The following is a 15,722-nucleotide window of genomic DNA, read 5'->3' as shown; positions in this document are numbered from 1 at the left end:
GTGCGGGCAGGTGCAGAAGGCAAGGGACCGGCACGACGGTCGCCTTCGCGATGGATGCGGCGCGCCGGATCGTCTACACGGTGCTGGGCGCGGGCGACCCGGGGGCGGTGTACAAGCTGGCCGGGGGCGGCTCATCCGGGGACGCGTCCCGTTCGGACTACGTGCTGGACAGTGGCGGCGCGAAGGTGCCGCTGGTGCGCGACACCCTGCTGTGCGACCGGTTCGTGCTGGTAGGCGGCAAGCTCGAGCCGGTGCTTGAGGCGTGCTTCAAGCGCAGCCGCCACGTACGACGCGGCGGCCCGGCCGGTACTGGTGCCGGGCAAGGTCGACGCCTACCGCTTCCTCACCTTCTACCTCGGCGAGGCCAGCGCCAACTTCGACGACTTCTACCGCAAGGTCGTCGACCCGATCTGGCTGCAGGGTAGCGGCGCCCCGGACGCCGCCGCGCTCCGACAGGCTCGGCAGAGCTCCGCCGAGCCCCCGTGCTGGCGGATCCTGCACCGCGTCACCTACGTCAGCCGGGTGCTCCCGCCCGTCCCGCCGCCCGGGGCGCCGCCGCTGGAGCAGGCGATGCGGGCCGAGAACATCGACAGCAACTACGAGCTGATCCGACGCCTCGAACCGTATGTCCGCCCGGCTGCCACCAGCACCGGCGCACTGTCCGCCGCCACCCGGCAGGTACTCGCCACCCAACTGCCCGAACTCCTGCCGCACGCCGTCGAAATCGTCGACTACCTCGGCCGCTACTTCGGCCTGGACGGCTGACACCCCCGCCCGGCCCTCCGACACCCAGGAGGGCCGGGCGACCAGGGAACCCGAAGGCACGGCGAGGGAGGTGGAGCCGGCACAACTATCCTCAGCCGGCTGGGCGCGCTGATCGGTCCCTCGGGCACGCCCAAGGGACGAGGGAACATGGAACCCTCGGGCATCGCGCAGGTCCTCACGGCCTTCGGCAGGGACGTCTTGGGCCACGCCCTCGGAGGCCTTCTCGCGGCAGCCGTGGCTCACTTGCCGCGCCGCCTCTACCTCCGAGGACAGACCCGTCGCCGTATGCAGGAGGGGGCCACCGCAGACGAGTGACACACGGCGGGCGGGGCAGCCAGCTCCAGCCGCTTTCCTTGACCCCACACGACGACGCGGGCCCCGGGCGGTGCGTCCGGGGCCCGCGTCGTGCCGATCGTTACCGGGGCACCCGCGCGCTGCTGAGCGACGCCGACGGGGTCGGCCCCGCCGTCGGGGGCTCTCCACCGGCGCCTGCGAACAGCGCGAGCAGGACCACGACAAGAAGCAGCACCCCGCCCCCACCCGTGGTCGCCGCGACCGGCGCGATCGGCCCGACCGGACCTAACCGGCGCCGGTGCTGACGGACGTAGGTGCCATCCTGCCGGTAGTGGGCTCGGACCGAGGTGGTCGCACCCTCGGGCCTTGGGCGAGGGACCGACGGCGGGACGGCCGGCTGTACGCGCGGCCGCGCGGCCGACGCCTTGGTCCGACGGGTGTGCGGACGGACGTAGCTGCCGTCCTTTCGGTGGTGGCCACGGACGTGCGCCATCAGCGACTCCTCAGGTCGGGCGGGGCGGGAGGTACGGAGAGAGCAGGCCCGAGTGGGCACTCCTACGACGGTAGCCCTCGCCACTGACACCGCCGGGCCGAGTAACTCCTGCCCGTTGCAGGCGCGTTGGGGCGCATGGAGGGACCCCGGGGGCGCAGATCCCGTGATCCGGCCGCCGCGCGGGGCCGACCCGGCCACGAGTCCAGGGGGACTCCTGAAATCAGCACCGCCGTCCTCCGTCCCGATGGGCGGGTCACGTCCCGGCCCGCTCTGGACGCGCTCAGCGTGGGACGACGAGGCCGCGTTCTACGCCCTGTGGCGGGCCGAGGTCCCCGGCGCCCGCCCGGTACGCGCCTTGGGGCTGGTCACTCATCGGTGAGGGAGCCGGCGGCTCGCCGGAAGGCGTTCAGGCAGCGCTCCCACACCGGTGAATCCTCCCTCAGCTCGAGGAGGAGGGGCCAGAGCTCGGCGGAGAAGGCCCGACTGGCCTCGGCGGGAAGCAGGGAGGGCAGGTTGTCGAGGGCGATGACGTCGAGTGCGGTGGGTCGCCGGCACAGCCGCTCCACGGGGTGCTCCCAGTCGGTGGCCCGGTCATGGATCGGGAGCGCGTTGAGGCGCGATCCCACGTCGCAGGTGACGTCCCCGATCACCGACAGGCGACGCCGCGGGTCGTACAGGTCCTCCTCCGTCAGGAAGGGGCCCACGGGAACGCTGGTGCCGATGGCGTTCACGAGGATGTCGTGCGCGAGGAGCGCGTCACGGTCGAGGCACCGGGTCTCGGCACTGTTCCACCGGCTCGGCTCGACGCCGGCGGTCCTGAGCGCCTCGCAGGCTCCTCGCCCGCTCCGTCCATGAGCACCGATCACCACAGCCGTAAGGCTCTCCCCGGCCACAGAGCAACGCAGCCTCTCGTCCAGTTCGGGCCGAGAGAGACGGGCAAGAGGCGCGACCAGTCGACCCCTCCGGTGGAGAACGGCGAGGGACGCACCCGCGTACCCGGCCCAGTGTCCGAACGCAGCGAGACGGCGGCCGTCCGCGTCCACCAACGACTCCAGGTCGAGCAGTACGCCCCCTCCGGCCTCGAACCGCCGGAGCAGGGCCTCCGCTCCTGTCTGCCCCTTGTACGCGTGCCCGAAGAAGATGTGCCGGTGCCTCAACCGGGCAGGCAGATCGGGCAATTCCTTGAGGCCGAGGACGTATCCCTGTGCCGGGCAGCGGCTCGGCCAACTGTTCTGGGGCGCGATCTGGCAGCCTACGGAGGCGTACTCGTGTACCGGGAAGACACGCTGCGTCGACTCCTCGACCGTCAGGCGGATCCCGGCTTCGACCAACCGCCGGGCGTCCGCCGGGACGAGGGCCGCACGGTGCTCGTTCGGTCGGGTCTCGTGTCGTAACCACAGGCACAGGGTGTCGGGCACCGGATGAGTGTCCGGCGTGCCCATAGGGCTGCGTACCGCGCCTCACCGCCAGGGCATGAAGGCGACCCGTTCGCGTGACTGCCGTCCAGCCCAGCCCAGCCCCGTCCAGCTCCGCCCCCGCCCCCGCCCAGGACCTCACAGCCCACCAGGGAAACGGCCGTCAGCCGCACAGATCAGCTCCTCTTCGCCCCGACGTGGTGCACGCGACTCACTGACCTGTGACGGCGTCCCTGGACCGGCTGCCAGCGCAGGTAGAGCGCGGTCAGCGCGAACGCTGTCCGGTGAAGAGGCGGTACAGCAGGAGCACGATCACGGAGCCGACGATCGCGGCGATCCACGTCGAGAGGTGGAAGAAGCCGTTGATGGAGTGCACGCCGAAGATCACCTTGCCGAGCCAGCCACCGAGCAGACCGCCGACGATGCCGATGAGCATCGTGACGAGGCAGCCGCCCGGGTCCTTGCCGGGCGTGACGGCCTTGGCGATGGCGCCCGCGATGAGGCCGATGAGAATCCAGGCGATGATGCCCACGGTGTGCGTCCTTTGCTGTAGGTGTGCTGTGGACGGCCCGGCGGGGGTTCCGCCGAGGCTGTCCGCCGGTTGCTCCGTGCGGACGACCGGCGACATACGGATATCCGTTCGGAATCACTTCACACAGGACCAAGGTCCCGTTTCCTCCGGCTGCCCCATCCAGGGCCCGGCCTCTCGCCTGCCGGGGCGGCCCCGCCGGTCCCGGATCCCCGGTCCGTTCCGTGCTCCCTCACGGGCACCACGGGGCATGGTGCGGCATTTGCCGACGTCAACGGATGATCCCGGAGGGAAGGAGGCATCGGGAAGGCGCGCGCCGGGTACCCGGGCCTTCGCAGGCCGGGCGGCGCTCACGGTCCGTACCGCACGCCGTCCACCGCGCCGTACCCGACGGACCGAGGAGGACACGTGACCCGGCAAGAGTCGGCGCAGGCCCCGCGCCGGCAGCAGGAGGAACCGGACCCGAACCGCTGGAAGGCGCTCGGCGTCTGCCTCGTGGCGGGCTTCATGACCCTCCTCGACGTGTCGATCGTGAACGTCGCGCTGCCCTCCATCCGCTCCGGGCTCGACACCCCCGAATCTGACCTCCAGTGGGTGCTGTCCGGGTACGCGCTCGCTTTCGGTCTCGTCCTCATCCCGGCCGGACGGCTCGGCGACGCTCGCGGCCGGCGCACCGTGTTCATGGTCGGCCTGGCACTCTTCACGCTCGCCTCGGCCTCCTGCGGAGCGGCGCAGTCGAGCCTCTGGCTGGTGGTCTCGCGGCTGCTGCAGGGAGCGGCCGGCGGCCTCGTCTCACCGCAGATCTCGGCGCTCATCCAGCAGATGTTCCGGGGGGCCGAGCGGGGCAGGGCCTTCGGGATGTTCGGCACCGTCGTCGGCATCTCCACCGCCGTCGGGCCGCTCCTCGGCGGGCTGCTGATCCAGGGGGCGGGAGCCGAGGAGGGCTGGCGTTGGGTCTTCTACGTCAACCTCCCAATCGGGATCGTGTGCCTGATCCTCGCCCGGCGGCTGCTGCCCGACACGCCGGACGCCAAGCCGGTGCGGCTCCGCAGCCTCGACCCGGTCGGCGTGGTGCTCCTCGGCGCCGCCGTCCTCTCCCTGCTGTTGCCCTTCGTCCAGTCCCAGCAGTGGCCCGGGAACGCGAAGTACCTGCTCCTCCCCGTCGCCGCCGTGCTGCTCACGGCCTTCGTCTCATGGGAGCGCCGCTGCGCGCGGTCGGGCACCGAGCCGCTCGTGGACCTGGAGCTCTTCCGCCTCCGGTCCTACTGGCTCGGCTCGCTGCTGATCCTGTTCTACTTCGCGGGCTTCACCTCCATCTTCTTCGTCAGCACCCTCTACCTGCAGAACGGACTGCACTACACCGCCCTCCAGGCCGGACTCGCCATCACCCCCTTCGCCCTGGGATCGGGGGTCGCGGCCGGGATCGGCGGCCGGCTCGTGAATCGCTTCGGCCGGCCGCTCGTCGTCGTCGGCCTGGTCATGGTGACGGTCGGCTTCGCCGGGGCGGCGCTCGCGGTGCACCTGGTGCCCGGTCGGGGCGTGGGCTGGGCGCTGCTCGCCCCGCTGCTCCTGGCGGGACTGGGCAGCGGCCTGGTGATCTCCCCGAACCAGACCCTCACCCTCTCCGAGGTGCCGGTGCACCGCGCCGGCACCGCCGGCGGCACTCTCCAGACCGGTCAGCGCGTCGGCTCGGCCATCGGCATCGCCGCGGTCGGTTCGGTCTTCTTCGCCAGCCTCTCCCGGGACGGCTGGGCCGCCGCCTACGACCACGGCCTGCTCGTCTCGATCGCCTTCGTCGCGGCCTCCCTCGCCGCGGCGCTCGCCGACGTGGCGGCCGGCCGCCGGGCCAACGACAGGCGGACCGGCACCCCATCGGTGTGACGGTCGGGCGCGGGCCGGGTACCGGCTGCCAGGTACCCGCGGGGAGCTGCGTGGTGGCCAGGACGGCGATGAGGGTGCCGACGCCGGAACAGCCACGCCGACCAAGCGGACAGGTCAGGAACGGGACCAGGGTCGGCGTCTGCCGGCGCTGTGAGCGCTTCGCCCGGACCCGACGCCTGCGAGATGCAGAGCGAGAGCCGTGAGCCCGAGGAGCATCACGTTCGTCGACGAGAACGCATCGTTGGTGGCGATGTCTGCGGCATTGATCAGGAAGGAGATGAAGAACAGTACAGCGGCTGCTATGCCGAGCATGTGCGGGCTCCTTTCGAAGGGTGCCGTCCGTATGCCCCGGCAGCACGCCGCCACACCGGTTCTGCCTCGCACAGGCGACGGGCTCGCCCGAGAACGCTGAGGAAGGCGGCGAGAGTTCGGCCGAAGACAGCTGTATCCGAACGTGCGGCGCGCGATGCGTGACCAGCAGCCCCGGGCGCCCAGTCCTAGGTCCGGGCCTACGGCCGTCAGCACCGGCCCGGAGCGGGGTACCAGGCGTCGGACCGTCACCATGGCCGCGCTAACGTGCGCACAGTCGCGCCACCCTGGCATCCGGCTCAGGCGCCTGGTCCGGCCCTGGATCCTCTTCCGCGTTGGGAGCCTCTCATGACCCGCTCGCTCGACGGTCTCGTCTTCGCCCCGGTCGCCGACCAGGCGCCCGGGCAGGTCGGTCGGCAGACCCGGTTCGAGTACCACGAGGAAGGCGAGCGGATCTGGGCCGAGTACGCCGGTGGAGACGTCGCGCGCGGATATCTGGTGGGTACCCGCACGGGTGACACCCTCGAATTCCGCTATGTACAACTCCGCTTCGACTCCACGACCGCCTCGGGACGCTGCACCTCGCTCGTGACCGAACTCCCCGACGGGCGCCTCCGCCTTGAGGAGACGTGGAGCTGGGAGTCCCAGCCGGGCAACGGCACGAGTGTGGTGGAACAGCTGCCCGCGTGAGTTCTTGTCGGGAGGGCAGCATCCTCAACGAGGGTCTGCTTGACTCTCCTGATCGGCGCCGGCGCGGCCCACTTCGCCGTCCCCCGGCAGTTCGACGCGATCGTCCCCCGTGCCCTGCCCGGTTCGCCTCGGATCTGGACCCACGTGAGCGGACTCGCGGAGATCGCCGTCGTCGTCGCGGTCACGCACCCGCGCACGCCCACCGTGGGTGCACTGGCCACCCGCGGCGGCGGCAGGGATCAGCTGCGGTAGACCTTGACCACCTTGCCGTCGATGTCGGCGTGCACGTAGCCGCCGTCTCCGGTCTCGTCGGTGAGGTAAGGGCGCATGGAGGGGCTGCCGTCCATCAGCCACGGTTCCACCAGGACGTAACGCAGGTTGACGTGACCGACGCCCAGGTCGCGCTGGGCCCGTTCCATGAGGGTGGGCAGGGCGTCCCAGTTCACCTTGGTCATGTCGAACGGTGGCTTGCCCTGCTGCACCGGCATGCCGTTCGGCCCGAAGCGGCTGACCTTGCCGTCGCTGTAGCGGTACGAGTTGGTCGCCTTGGCGCCCGGGGTGACGGGGACGTCGGCAAGCACGTAGTTCTCGTATATGCGCAGGTTGAGGAAGGTGGTGGTGCCGGTTTCCCGGCGTAGCGCCTCGACGGCCGCCCGTGCGCCGGTCGGGCTGATCAGGCTCCCCTCGGGGGCCTTGGCGGCCGGGGTAGGCACGGTGGAGCCGGTCGGGCCGCCTGCGGACGGCGCCGGGCTCTGACTCCGGCTCTGGTTCTGGTTCTGGCGGCCGGGTCCCGTCGCCCCCTGATCCGATCCGGAGCCGTCGGGCAGCCACTGAACGGCGGCCAGTGCGCCGCCCGCGACGACCGCCGCCGCGGCCAGCGCGATCAAGCCGTTGCGGCGGACCTTGGAAGGCTGCGGCCCGGGCCCCGGCACCGTGGGCGCGGCGCCGGAGCCGCCGGGCGGAGTGGGTGGCGCCTGCACCAGCTCGGTGGGGATGGGGACGGCAGGGCCGAAGCTGCCGAGCGGCGGCGCGACGGCGGGCACGGCCGGCGCGGCGGCGAGGGTGGCGCCCGCCGTGCGGAGCAGGTGCTCCAGTCGAGCCGCGTCGGGGCGCGCGGCTGGATCGCGTACGAGCAGTTCCCGCAGAACCGCGCCCAGGGGGCCGGAGCGCACCGGGGCCGGGATCGGCTCGTCCAGGACGGCGACGACGGTGGCCAGCCCGGTGGCCCGGCGCAGCGGATGGACGCCTTCCGCGGCCACGTACAGGAGCATGCCAAGTGACCACAGGTCGGAGGACGGGTTGCCCTCCTGGCCCCGGACGCGTTCGGGAGCGATGTACTCGGGTGAGCCGATGAGGTCGCCGGTGGCGGTGAGGTTGGTGGCCCCGTGCAGGGTGGCGATGCCGAAGTCGGTGAGGACGGCGCTGCCGTCGGGGCGCAGCAGGACGTTGGCCGGCTTCACGTCGCGGTGCAGGACGCCTTCGGCGTGCGCGGCCCTGAGGGCGGAGAGTAGTTCGAGGCCGAGCCGGGTCACGTCGGGAATCGGCAGTGGTCCCTGGGCGAGTCGGTCATGCAGGGAGCCGCCTTTGACCAGCTCCATCACGATCCACGGGTGTCCGCCGCCGTGCGGCGCCGGCTCGACGATGTGGTGGATCGTCACCACATGCGGGTGGGCGAGCCGGGCCAGGGCCCGGGCCTCTCGGACGGCCCGTTCGCGCAGTTGCACGGCGAGTCCGGGGTGGGCGGCGGCGATCGCCGGGTCGGGTGGGCGCACCTCTTTGAGTGCCACCTCGCGGTGCAGTGCGATGTCGCGGGCGCGCCACACCGTGCCCATGCCGCCGCTGCCCAAAGGGGAGATCAATTCGAAGCGGCCGTCGACCGGCTGTCTGCCGCCCTCACTCGTGTCCATGGCGCGTCATGCTATGACCCCCGGGGCGGCGGCGGCCGAACGGACCTGACGTGGACAGCTGCCGGTACGACGGACGGCGCGTGCGGACGACCCCGGCACGGGCATCGGCAGGCCGGGATGAGCAGCTGGCGCGCGGCGATCACCGCTTCGGCCGCGGTGAACGGTGTGGTGGGCTGGGAGGCGGCCTTCCAGGGCGAGGGGTGGCCGTCAGGCCCGGCGCGGGCGCGGGTACGGGCGCGGCAGGAATGCCTGCCGCACCCCCGCGGGGGGGCGGCGTAGCGACGAGCAGGAGGAGGCAGCGACGACAGGTGGACAGGAGCCCGGCCCAGCAGCGGCGACAGCGGCAGCCGCCCTGAGACCACCCCCCGACAGCCGGCGACTCGCCCCTCCCCGACCGCTCAGGCGGGGAGAGTGGCGGTCAGGAGCCATCCGGTGCTGCGGAGTCGTACCGCGCCCTCGGTCTCGTGGTCGCCGAGGATCTCGGTGAGGCGGCGTCGCGCGCGGGCCTGGGCGTCGGGATCGACCGAGCTCAGGAGGTGACGTCCGGGGCCGGAGTCGAGGAGGAAGTCCGCCGCCTCCTGCGCGGTACGGCCCCATGTCCCCTGTGCCTGGACGTGTTCGGCGCGCACCTCGTGAAGGCCTGCTGAACGGAGCAGGCCGGTGGCGTTGTCGGGGTCGGCCAGGGAGAACATCCCGGGTCCGTCCGGGACTCCGAAGCCGCCGATCGGCAGGATGTCCCTGAGCGCGGTGAGCGCGGTCAGCCAGTCGTTCGCCTCCGGTTCCGCCGCACTCACGAAGGCGACGTGCCCGCCCGGGCGCAGGGCGGAGGCGATGTTGGCGAACGCGGCGGCGGGATCGGAGAAGAACATGACACCGAAGCGGCTGATCACGACATCGAAGGCGTGGGGCAGGTCATGGACCTGGGCGTCGCCGTGCATGAACGAGACGTTGGTGATGCCTTCCGCGGCGGCGACGGTGCGAGCCCGCTCGAGCATCGGGCCGGAGAGGTCGAGGCCAGTGGCGTGCCCCCGCGTCGCGGCCCGGGCGGCCAGGCGCGTGGTCGCGCCCGCGCCGCAGCCGATGTCGAGAACGTGGTCCGTGGGACGGATCGAGGCGGCCCCCAGCAGGGGCTCGTTGAAACCGGCGTTCACGGCGTTCCACCGCTCGTGCTGGGCGGCCCAGTGCGCGCCTTCGTAGCCGTTCCAAGCCTGCGCCTGGGTGGTGTTGGCGGTCTGCTGCATGCGAGATGACCTCCGCTTCGGGGGGTGTCGGCCCTAGTATGGGCGAGTGCCCAAACAGTATGGGCGAGTGCCCATACTCGCAATGTCCTTTTCTCGGGAGGAAGTTGATGTCACCGCGCGGTGTCGCGATTGAAGGCCTACGGGAGCGTTTGTTCGCCGCTGCCGAGCGTGTCCTTGCCCGGGACGGAGCCGCGGCACTGACCAGCAGGGCCGTCACCGATGAAGCCGAGTGCGCCAAAGGGGTCCTGCACACGCACTTCGCCGGATTGGACGAGTTCGTCGCAGAGCTCGTCCTGCATCGGTTCGCGGCGACGGCCGCGTTGTCGGAGGATCTGCCCTCCCGAGCGGGTGCCGGGTCGGTGGAGGACAGCCTCGGGCAGGTGGCCACGGCCGTGCTGTCCCTGGATCCCGGTCTGGTCGGGCTCGTGGTGACCCGACCCCTGGCCGCCCGGCGCGTCCGCGAAGCCTGGCAGGCAGGCGCCCCGGGGTTCACCGCGATCCAGGACGCGGTCAGCGGCTACCTCCGGGCGGAGCAGGAGATGGGGAGAGTCGCGCGGTCCTTGGATGCGGAGGCCGTGGCCCTCGCGCTCGTCGGGACACTGCACCACCTCCTGATGACCGGGACCGCCGACGCGACGCAAGGCGCTCGGGACCAGGTCGAGCGGCTCATCCGCACGCTGGTCCTCACGGCGTGACAGCCGGCTGAAGCTGCGGCCGACGGCGTAAGGGCGGCGCAGCGCGGGCGGGCGGGACATGGCAGCGGCGCACTGCGCGACGGCACCCCGGGCCCACGCCACCCCGGCCGACCGGAGACGGATGTCGGGCAGGCGGGCGCGGACCCGGGCAGACCGCCCCGACGGCGCTCGCACGCCCGACGGACACCTGCCCGCGGGCGGCTGGCACGGCAGCACGACAGCGGCGCGGGTGGGCGGCGGTACGGCCGCCGTGGCCCGGCGGCAACGACACGTCAGTGGGGACACCAACGGGTCCACCCCAGGGCGAGGCGGCGGGCAACGGACGCCGGCGGCCCCGGTGTGATGAAAGGGCCTCGACAGAGCGGCCCCGGCAGGGCGGGTGACCGACGAGCCCGCCGGTCGGCAGACCGCCCGGACCTCCCGTCGCCTGAGCCCCCTGTGGGGCCGCCGCAGTCGGCACCCGACGCGGGCGGGGCGTGCCCGCGCCCGAGATCCGCCGACCGCTCACTGGATCGCTATATCTTCCGAGGGCAGGACGGCGACAACCACGTCGCACTCGACCGTAAGGGCCGTCACCGTGACCGGACGCATCACCGAGCCTCCAGCGATCCCGAACCGGAGCGAGACCGTGGGCGAGGCACGCTGGCCCATGGCCACGGCCGTCGTCGTCGCCATGGCGCTGACCGTCCTGCTTCCCGACGACCTCAGGCTGGCACCTCGCTGGGTGATCCCGGCCGTCGAGGGACTGCTCCTGATCGCGCTCATCGCCGGTGACCCGGGCCGGATCGACCGGCGCTCGACGGTATTGCGCGCCATGTCGATCGCCCTGGTGGGCGTCCTCGCGCTCAGCGCCGTCTGGTCCACCGTCCAGTTGGTCGACGACATCCTCAAGGGCGGCAAGGAGACCGCCTCCGCCACAAGTCTGCTGCAGTCGGGCGGCACCGTGTGGGCGTGTACCGTTCTGGCGTTCTCGCTGCTGTACTTCGAGCTCGACTGCGGCGGGGCCGCCACCCGAGCCCACCACATGCCCCGCACGCCCTCGCTCGCCTTCCCGCAGCAGCTCAACCCCGAAGTGGCGAACGCCGACTGGCGGCCCCGGTTCGTCGACTACCTCTACCTCGCCCTGACCAACGCCACCGCGTTCAGCCCGACCGACGTGATGCCCCTGGCGCCTTGGGCCAAGATGACCATGGGCGTCCAGTCCCTCGTCTCCCTGCTGATCCTCGGGCTGGTGGTCGCCCGCGCCGTCAACGTCCTCGCCTGACTTCGGTCACAACACGCCGGATCGACGGCGCCCGAAGCCAGGCGGGCCCCCTGAGAGCAGGCGGAACGGCGATCAGTGCGTGCCCGGCACCCCATTGTGTTGGGGAAGGGGCCCTCGGCGCCGCTACCCGCCGTCGCTGCGGAATCCTCTGGCACAGGAACCGGTGGCCGCCAAACTGGGGGCGGATGTTCGGTGGCGCCCGTCGCTGCGATGACTGGATATGCCGTCAGGTGCGGAGAACGTGCCCGCGCAGGCGGGAACGCTCGCCCCCCTGGGGAGTCGCTGCCGCTGACCGACGACGGGCCGCGCCCCGTGCGGATTCACTCATTCCGATTGTGGCGACACCCTTCACATCGGCTTGTTCTTTCGCTGCGGCGCGCCGGGACCGGCGGTTGGCGTCGCTTCCCCAACACACCTGAAGGGACGACAGCATGGCCTTAACGCCCCGCCCCGAGCACCCCGATCAGGCCGCGGCGACGGACATCTACGTCTTCGGCTACGCACTGATCATGATGGAGCTGACCCGTCAGCTGCAGACGAACACCGTGAAGGTGAACACGACGCAGGCGCCCACCAACCAGTTCTGTCAGTACGGCGCACCGCCCACGCCGGACTCGAAGGACGTGGTGCGGCCGAATGTGGACACGCTCTACTCGCAGGCGTGGATCAACCTGGCAGCCGAGCCGATGGTTCTGGCGGTGCCGGTCTTGGACACCGACCGCTACTGGCTCACGCAGCTGATGGACGCCTGGTCGAACACCTCGTTCAAGTCGCCCAGCAGCATCGCCCCGCTCGGGAACCCGGTCACCGATCCGTCCTCCGGCGCCGAGGTCTACGCCTACGCGCTGACGGGCCCCGACTGGAAGGGTGAGCTGCCCGAAGGTGTGTTCCAGGTGCCGATGGGGACCGACACGGTCTGGCTGATGGGTCGCATCGAGCTGTTCGACACCGGCGAGGAGGAGGTGCAGACCGTCACCGGCTACCAGAGCTCACCAGGGTCGAAGAGCCGGAATGACGCGCGGCAACCCCAGCAGCCCGACCGGCGTCCGACCGTGACCCGCGACCGGCCGCAGCCCCGCCGCTGATCGAGCAAACGGGGCCGGGCAGGCCGGCGGCTTCGGGGCGCAAGGGTACGCGAGACCAGAATGCGGCCGGGGCCCACGGGGGGGGCGGTACGGGCCGGTCACGTTCCGCAGGCGCTCGGCGTGGAACTCCGTGTCCCGAACGAGGTGCGGATGACCTGCCCGCCGTGTCCGGCCAGGTGCTGGTACAGGTCGCCCTGTTCCAGTTCGTCACCGGTAAGGCCGGGCACGAGGGCTGCGGGGATGTGGATGTGGATGTGTTCGATGGCGAGGGGTGCGCCGTCGAACAGGCGGAGGTGGGCCAGGTAGTAGATCTCGGCCGCCGGCTTCCGGCCGGGGAAAGCAGGGCGAACCGCGCTCCGGTGTCGGGGCGTCGCAACCGGTTCAGGAGAGGATCTCCACATATCCGCCGGTGCCGTGCACGCGGATCCGCTGGCCGTCCTGGATGAGCCGGGTGGCCCGGTCCACCCCCACGACCGCCGGGAGGCCGTACTCGCGGGCGATCACCGCTCCGTGGGTCATCAGGCCACCCACCTCGGTCACCAGGCCCGCGACGCCGACGAACAGCGGCGACCAGCTGGGATCGGTGAAGGTGGTCACGAGGATGTCGCCCGCTTCGAGGTCGGCGTCCGCGATGTCGAGCACGACACGGGCCCGTCCTTCCACGGTTCCGGCGGAGACCGGCAGGCCGGTCAGCGCTCCGGGCGGCACGTCGTCGCGCCGGTAGGAACCGGTGAGGGCCTCGCCCTCCGAGGTGAGCACCCGGGGCGGGGTGAGTGCTTCGTGCGACCGGAACTCCTCCGCTCGCCGCCGGAGCAGCTCGGCGAGCCGATCGGCCCGCGCGGACCGGTCACCGGCGTCGGGCTCGTGTGCCTCGCGACGGACGAGGTCGCGGAATTCCTGGAAGGTGAGGTAGAAGACGTCGTCCCGCTCGGGCAGGACACCGGCCCGCACGAGGCGCTCCGCTTCCTGGAGCAGGGCCTGCTTGTAGAGGAAGGAGCGGCTGACGATGCCGTACTTCGGGTACTCGCGGTATCCGATGAAGGCGCGGACCGTGTCGATCATCCGCCGGGTCTCATCGGCCTTGCGGTCGCCGTCCGGCAGTTCGCGGAGACGCGTCAGGACCTCCTGAGCCTTGGCGTGCGCCCTTTCGCGTCCCTCTTCGAAGCGGCGTGCGGCGGCGCCGGGCTCGAAGTTCCTGACGTTGTCGAGGATCACCGGGACCAGGGCGCCGGGGCGCTCGTGCCAGCGTGCCCTGGTGATGTCGATCTCGCCGACGCAGCGCATGCCGTACCGGGCGAGGTAGTCCTCGACGGCCTTCCGTGCGGCGGGACCGCCGGGGAGCCGGTCGAGCCCGTCCAGGAAGCCGGCGTCCTCGACGCCCCGGTCGTGGACGTCCTGGAGGAAGGCGACCACCTCCGGGTGCGGGCGGACCACGTCGGCGACATCGAGCAGGTCCAGCCCCATCTCCGAGGTGATGTTGTCGGGGGCGGACAGGGTGAGCGTGTCGGCGGCGTTCTTCTCCCCCAGCCATTCCTGGAGCTTGTCGTTCAGCCACCAGGTGGCCTCCATGCCCGCCATGATCGCCTGGATGTTCAGCGGGTCGCCCAGCACCCGCTTGTGTTCCTCGAAGGCCACTTCCAGGTAGTCGAAGAGTTCCGTTCCCCTCTTGGTCCGGATGTCGCGCTCCAGCGCGGCGACGGAGGTCCGGCTGCGCTCGATCAGCTCACCGACCACGGCGGGGTCGGTCCCGACCGCGCTGGGCGCACTGCTCCGCCCGCCCCCGGCGGCCGGGCCGCCCGCTGCTCCCGTGTCCGGGGGCAGCGGGACGAAGCCGCGGTCGAGGACCGTTTCGAGGGCGTCCCTGACCAGCGGGTCGCCCTTCCCGAGGGCGTCCAGGAGACCGGCGCGGGCCGCGGGCGCGGCCAGGCGCGCGGTGACGTCGACGAACAGACGTCCGCCGGCCTCGTGCATCGGCACCATGGCCGTCGCCTGCCACATGGAGTAGCCCAGGGGCTTCATGGCGTCGGTCATCATCTGCCCGTGGCCGACCGAGACGTAGACGTGGTTGTCCCGGTCGTCCGCCACGGGGACGGGGAAGAGGGTCGTGATCGGACGGCTCTGCACGATCCGGAAGCCGCCGTCGGCATCCAGGCACCACTCGATGTCCTGCGGCCGTCCGAAGTGCTCTTCGATGCGCCGTCCGAGCCGTACGAGTTCCACCACCTGCGCGTCCGTCAGCGCGGGCAGGTCCTGTCGGCGCACGTCGACCGCCACGACTTCGGTGCCGCCGCCCGGCAGGGGCTGCACGGCACGTTCCTTGGCAGCGATCGTCCGGGAGACCACCGCGTCGTCGCGCACCGTGAAGACGTCCGGGTTGACCAGTCCGGAGACGAGGGCTTCGCCGAGCCCGAAGCCGGCGTCGACGGTGGCGACCTTCCGGTTGCCCGAGACGGGGTCGGCGGTGAACAGGATGCCGGACGCCTTCGGGAACACCATGCGCTGCACGACCACGGCCATGTGGACCGTACGGTCGTCGATGCCGTTGCGTCGGCGGTAGACGACGGCCCTGTCGGTGAACAGGGAGGCCCAGCACCGGCTGATGTGCCGCAGGACGTCCGTCGGCCCCGCGACGTTCAGGTAGGTGTCCTGCTGGCCCGCGAAAGAGGCCGTGGGGAGGTCCTCCGCGGTCGCGCTGGATCGCACCGCGCAGGGCACGTCCACGCCGAGCCGGGCGAGCCCGCCGGTGACCTCCTCCACGAGGTCGTCCGGCAGTTCGATCTGCTCGACGGTCCGGCGGATCCGCCCGCTGAGCGTGTACAGGGCGTCCAGGTCCTCGGGGTCGAGGCCGGCCAGCCGGTCCAGCAGACTTCTGAGCGCCGGCGCGCCTGCCACGACGCGCCGGAAGGCGTCCGTCGTCACGCAGAACCCGTCCGGGACGCCGACGCCGTCGATGCGCGACAGGCCGCCCAGGTGCGCGCCCTTCCCGCCGACCTGCGCGATCTGTGTCCCGTCGACGTCCCGCAGGTCCACCACGTACCGCTCGATCACTCGCTACCCACCTCTGAGAAGACTGCTGAGAACTGCTGAGAAGACTGCGGAGAAGACGACCCGCGCACGCCGTGCGGCAACGCTGCGGGCCGGGGCCTCGGCCTCA

General features: G+C 71.7%; 13 protein-coding genes and 1 pseudogene. 7 read left to right on the top strand and 7 right to left on the bottom strand.

The window, feature by feature from the left end; translation table 11 throughout:
* The first annotated feature begins 255 nt into the window (after positions 1–255).
* On the top strand, positions 256–765 hold the full coding sequence (locus ACZ3ZE_RS35240) for a hypothetical protein (RefSeq protein ID WP_467261900.1): 510 nt from the start codon (positions 256–258) through the stop codon (positions 763–765).
* Between the two features lie 1,152 nt (positions 766–1,917).
* Here the strand turns inward: ACZ3ZE_RS35240 and ACZ3ZE_RS35235 are convergent.
* Positions 1,918–2,970, bottom strand: a complete 1,053-nt coding sequence (locus tag ACZ3ZE_RS35235) for a saccharopine dehydrogenase (protein ID WP_467261898.1) — start codon at positions 2,968–2,970, stop codon at positions 1,918–1,920.
* Between the two features lie 262 nt (positions 2,971–3,232).
* Positions 3,233–3,499, bottom strand: coding sequence for a GlsB/YeaQ/YmgE family stress response membrane protein (locus tag ACZ3ZE_RS35230; protein ID WP_361176357.1), 267 nt, complete (start codon positions 3,497–3,499; stop codon positions 3,233–3,235).
* 405 nt (positions 3,500–3,904) lie between these two features.
* On the opposite strand from ACZ3ZE_RS35230, the gene ACZ3ZE_RS35225 reads away from it, so the two are divergent.
* Positions 3,905–5,377: an MFS transporter gene (locus ACZ3ZE_RS35225; RefSeq protein WP_467261896.1), complete on the top strand. Its 1,473-nt coding sequence runs from the start codon at positions 3,905–3,907 to the stop codon at positions 5,375–5,377.
* Positions 5,378–5,491: 114 nt separating this feature from the next.
* Here ACZ3ZE_RS35225 and ACZ3ZE_RS35220 read toward each other — a convergent pair whose 3' ends face one another.
* Positions 5,492–5,689 (bottom strand): hypothetical protein, encoded by a 198-nt coding sequence (locus tag ACZ3ZE_RS35220; protein WP_363292946.1) that lies wholly within the window; start codon positions 5,687–5,689, stop codon positions 5,492–5,494.
* A gap of 345 nt (positions 5,690–6,034) precedes the next feature.
* Here ACZ3ZE_RS35220 and ACZ3ZE_RS35215 point away from each other — a divergent pair, with 345 nt between their 5' ends.
* Both ACZ3ZE_RS35215 and ACZ3ZE_RS35210 read left to right on the top strand, forming a co-directional pair.
* A complete protein-coding gene (locus ACZ3ZE_RS35215) occupies positions 6,035–6,376 on the top strand; it encodes an avidin-fold protein (RefSeq protein ID WP_363292947.1) in 342 nt (113 codons plus the stop codon).
* Positions 6,377–6,415: 39 nt separating this feature from the next.
* Complete coding sequence (locus ACZ3ZE_RS35210; RefSeq protein ID WP_467261894.1) at positions 6,416–6,628, top strand: DoxX family protein; 213 nt, start codon at positions 6,416–6,418, stop codon at positions 6,626–6,628.
* On the opposite strand, the gene ACZ3ZE_RS35205 is transcribed toward ACZ3ZE_RS35210, so the two are convergent.
* Both ACZ3ZE_RS35205 and ACZ3ZE_RS35200 read right to left on the bottom strand, forming a co-directional pair.
* Positions 6,616–8,283: a serine/threonine-protein kinase gene (locus ACZ3ZE_RS35205; protein WP_361176365.1), complete on the bottom strand. Its 1,668-nt coding sequence runs from the start codon at positions 8,281–8,283 to the stop codon at positions 6,616–6,618. The genes ACZ3ZE_RS35210 and ACZ3ZE_RS35205 overlap by 13 nt on opposite strands.
* A 398-nt stretch (positions 8,284–8,681) precedes the next feature.
* Complete coding sequence (locus tag ACZ3ZE_RS35200; RefSeq protein ID WP_467261893.1) at positions 8,682–9,524, bottom strand: class I SAM-dependent methyltransferase; 843 nt, start codon at positions 9,522–9,524, stop codon at positions 8,682–8,684.
* A gap of 107 nt (positions 9,525–9,631) precedes the next feature.
* Between ACZ3ZE_RS35200 and ACZ3ZE_RS35195 the strand changes: the two genes are divergently transcribed.
* From ACZ3ZE_RS35195 to ACZ3ZE_RS35185, 3 genes are all read left to right on the top strand, one after another.
* Positions 9,632–10,219, top strand: coding sequence for a TetR family transcriptional regulator (locus ACZ3ZE_RS35195; RefSeq protein ID WP_467261891.1), 588 nt, complete (start codon positions 9,632–9,634; stop codon positions 10,217–10,219).
* 577 nt (positions 10,220–10,796) lie between these two features.
* Positions 10,797–11,483 (top strand): hypothetical protein, encoded by a 687-nt coding sequence (locus ACZ3ZE_RS35190; RefSeq protein ID WP_467261889.1) that lies wholly within the window; start codon positions 10,797–10,799, stop codon positions 11,481–11,483.
* Positions 11,484–11,914: 431 nt separating this feature from the next.
* Positions 11,915–12,568, top strand: a complete 654-nt coding sequence (locus tag ACZ3ZE_RS35185) for a DUF1254 domain-containing protein (protein WP_361176373.1) — start codon at positions 11,915–11,917, stop codon at positions 12,566–12,568.
* 152 nt (positions 12,569–12,720) lie between these two features.
* Here the strand turns inward: ACZ3ZE_RS35185 and ACZ3ZE_RS35180 are convergent.
* Positions 12,721–12,900, bottom strand: a pseudogene (locus tag ACZ3ZE_RS35180) (UTRA domain-containing protein); the annotation flags it as partial.
* A gap of 49 nt (positions 12,901–12,949) precedes the next feature.
* Positions 12,950–15,616: a rifamycin-inactivating phosphotransferase gene (rph, locus tag ACZ3ZE_RS35175; RefSeq protein WP_361176375.1), complete on the bottom strand. Its 2,667-nt coding sequence runs from the start codon at positions 15,614–15,616 to the stop codon at positions 12,950–12,952.
* Positions 15,617–15,722: the final 106 nt, after the last annotated feature.

The organism is Streptomyces sp. NPDC023157 (genome assembly GCF_055560575.1).
The sequence above is the reverse complement of the archived record's forward strand: the minus strand, read 5'-3'. Positions and strand labels throughout refer to the sequence as shown.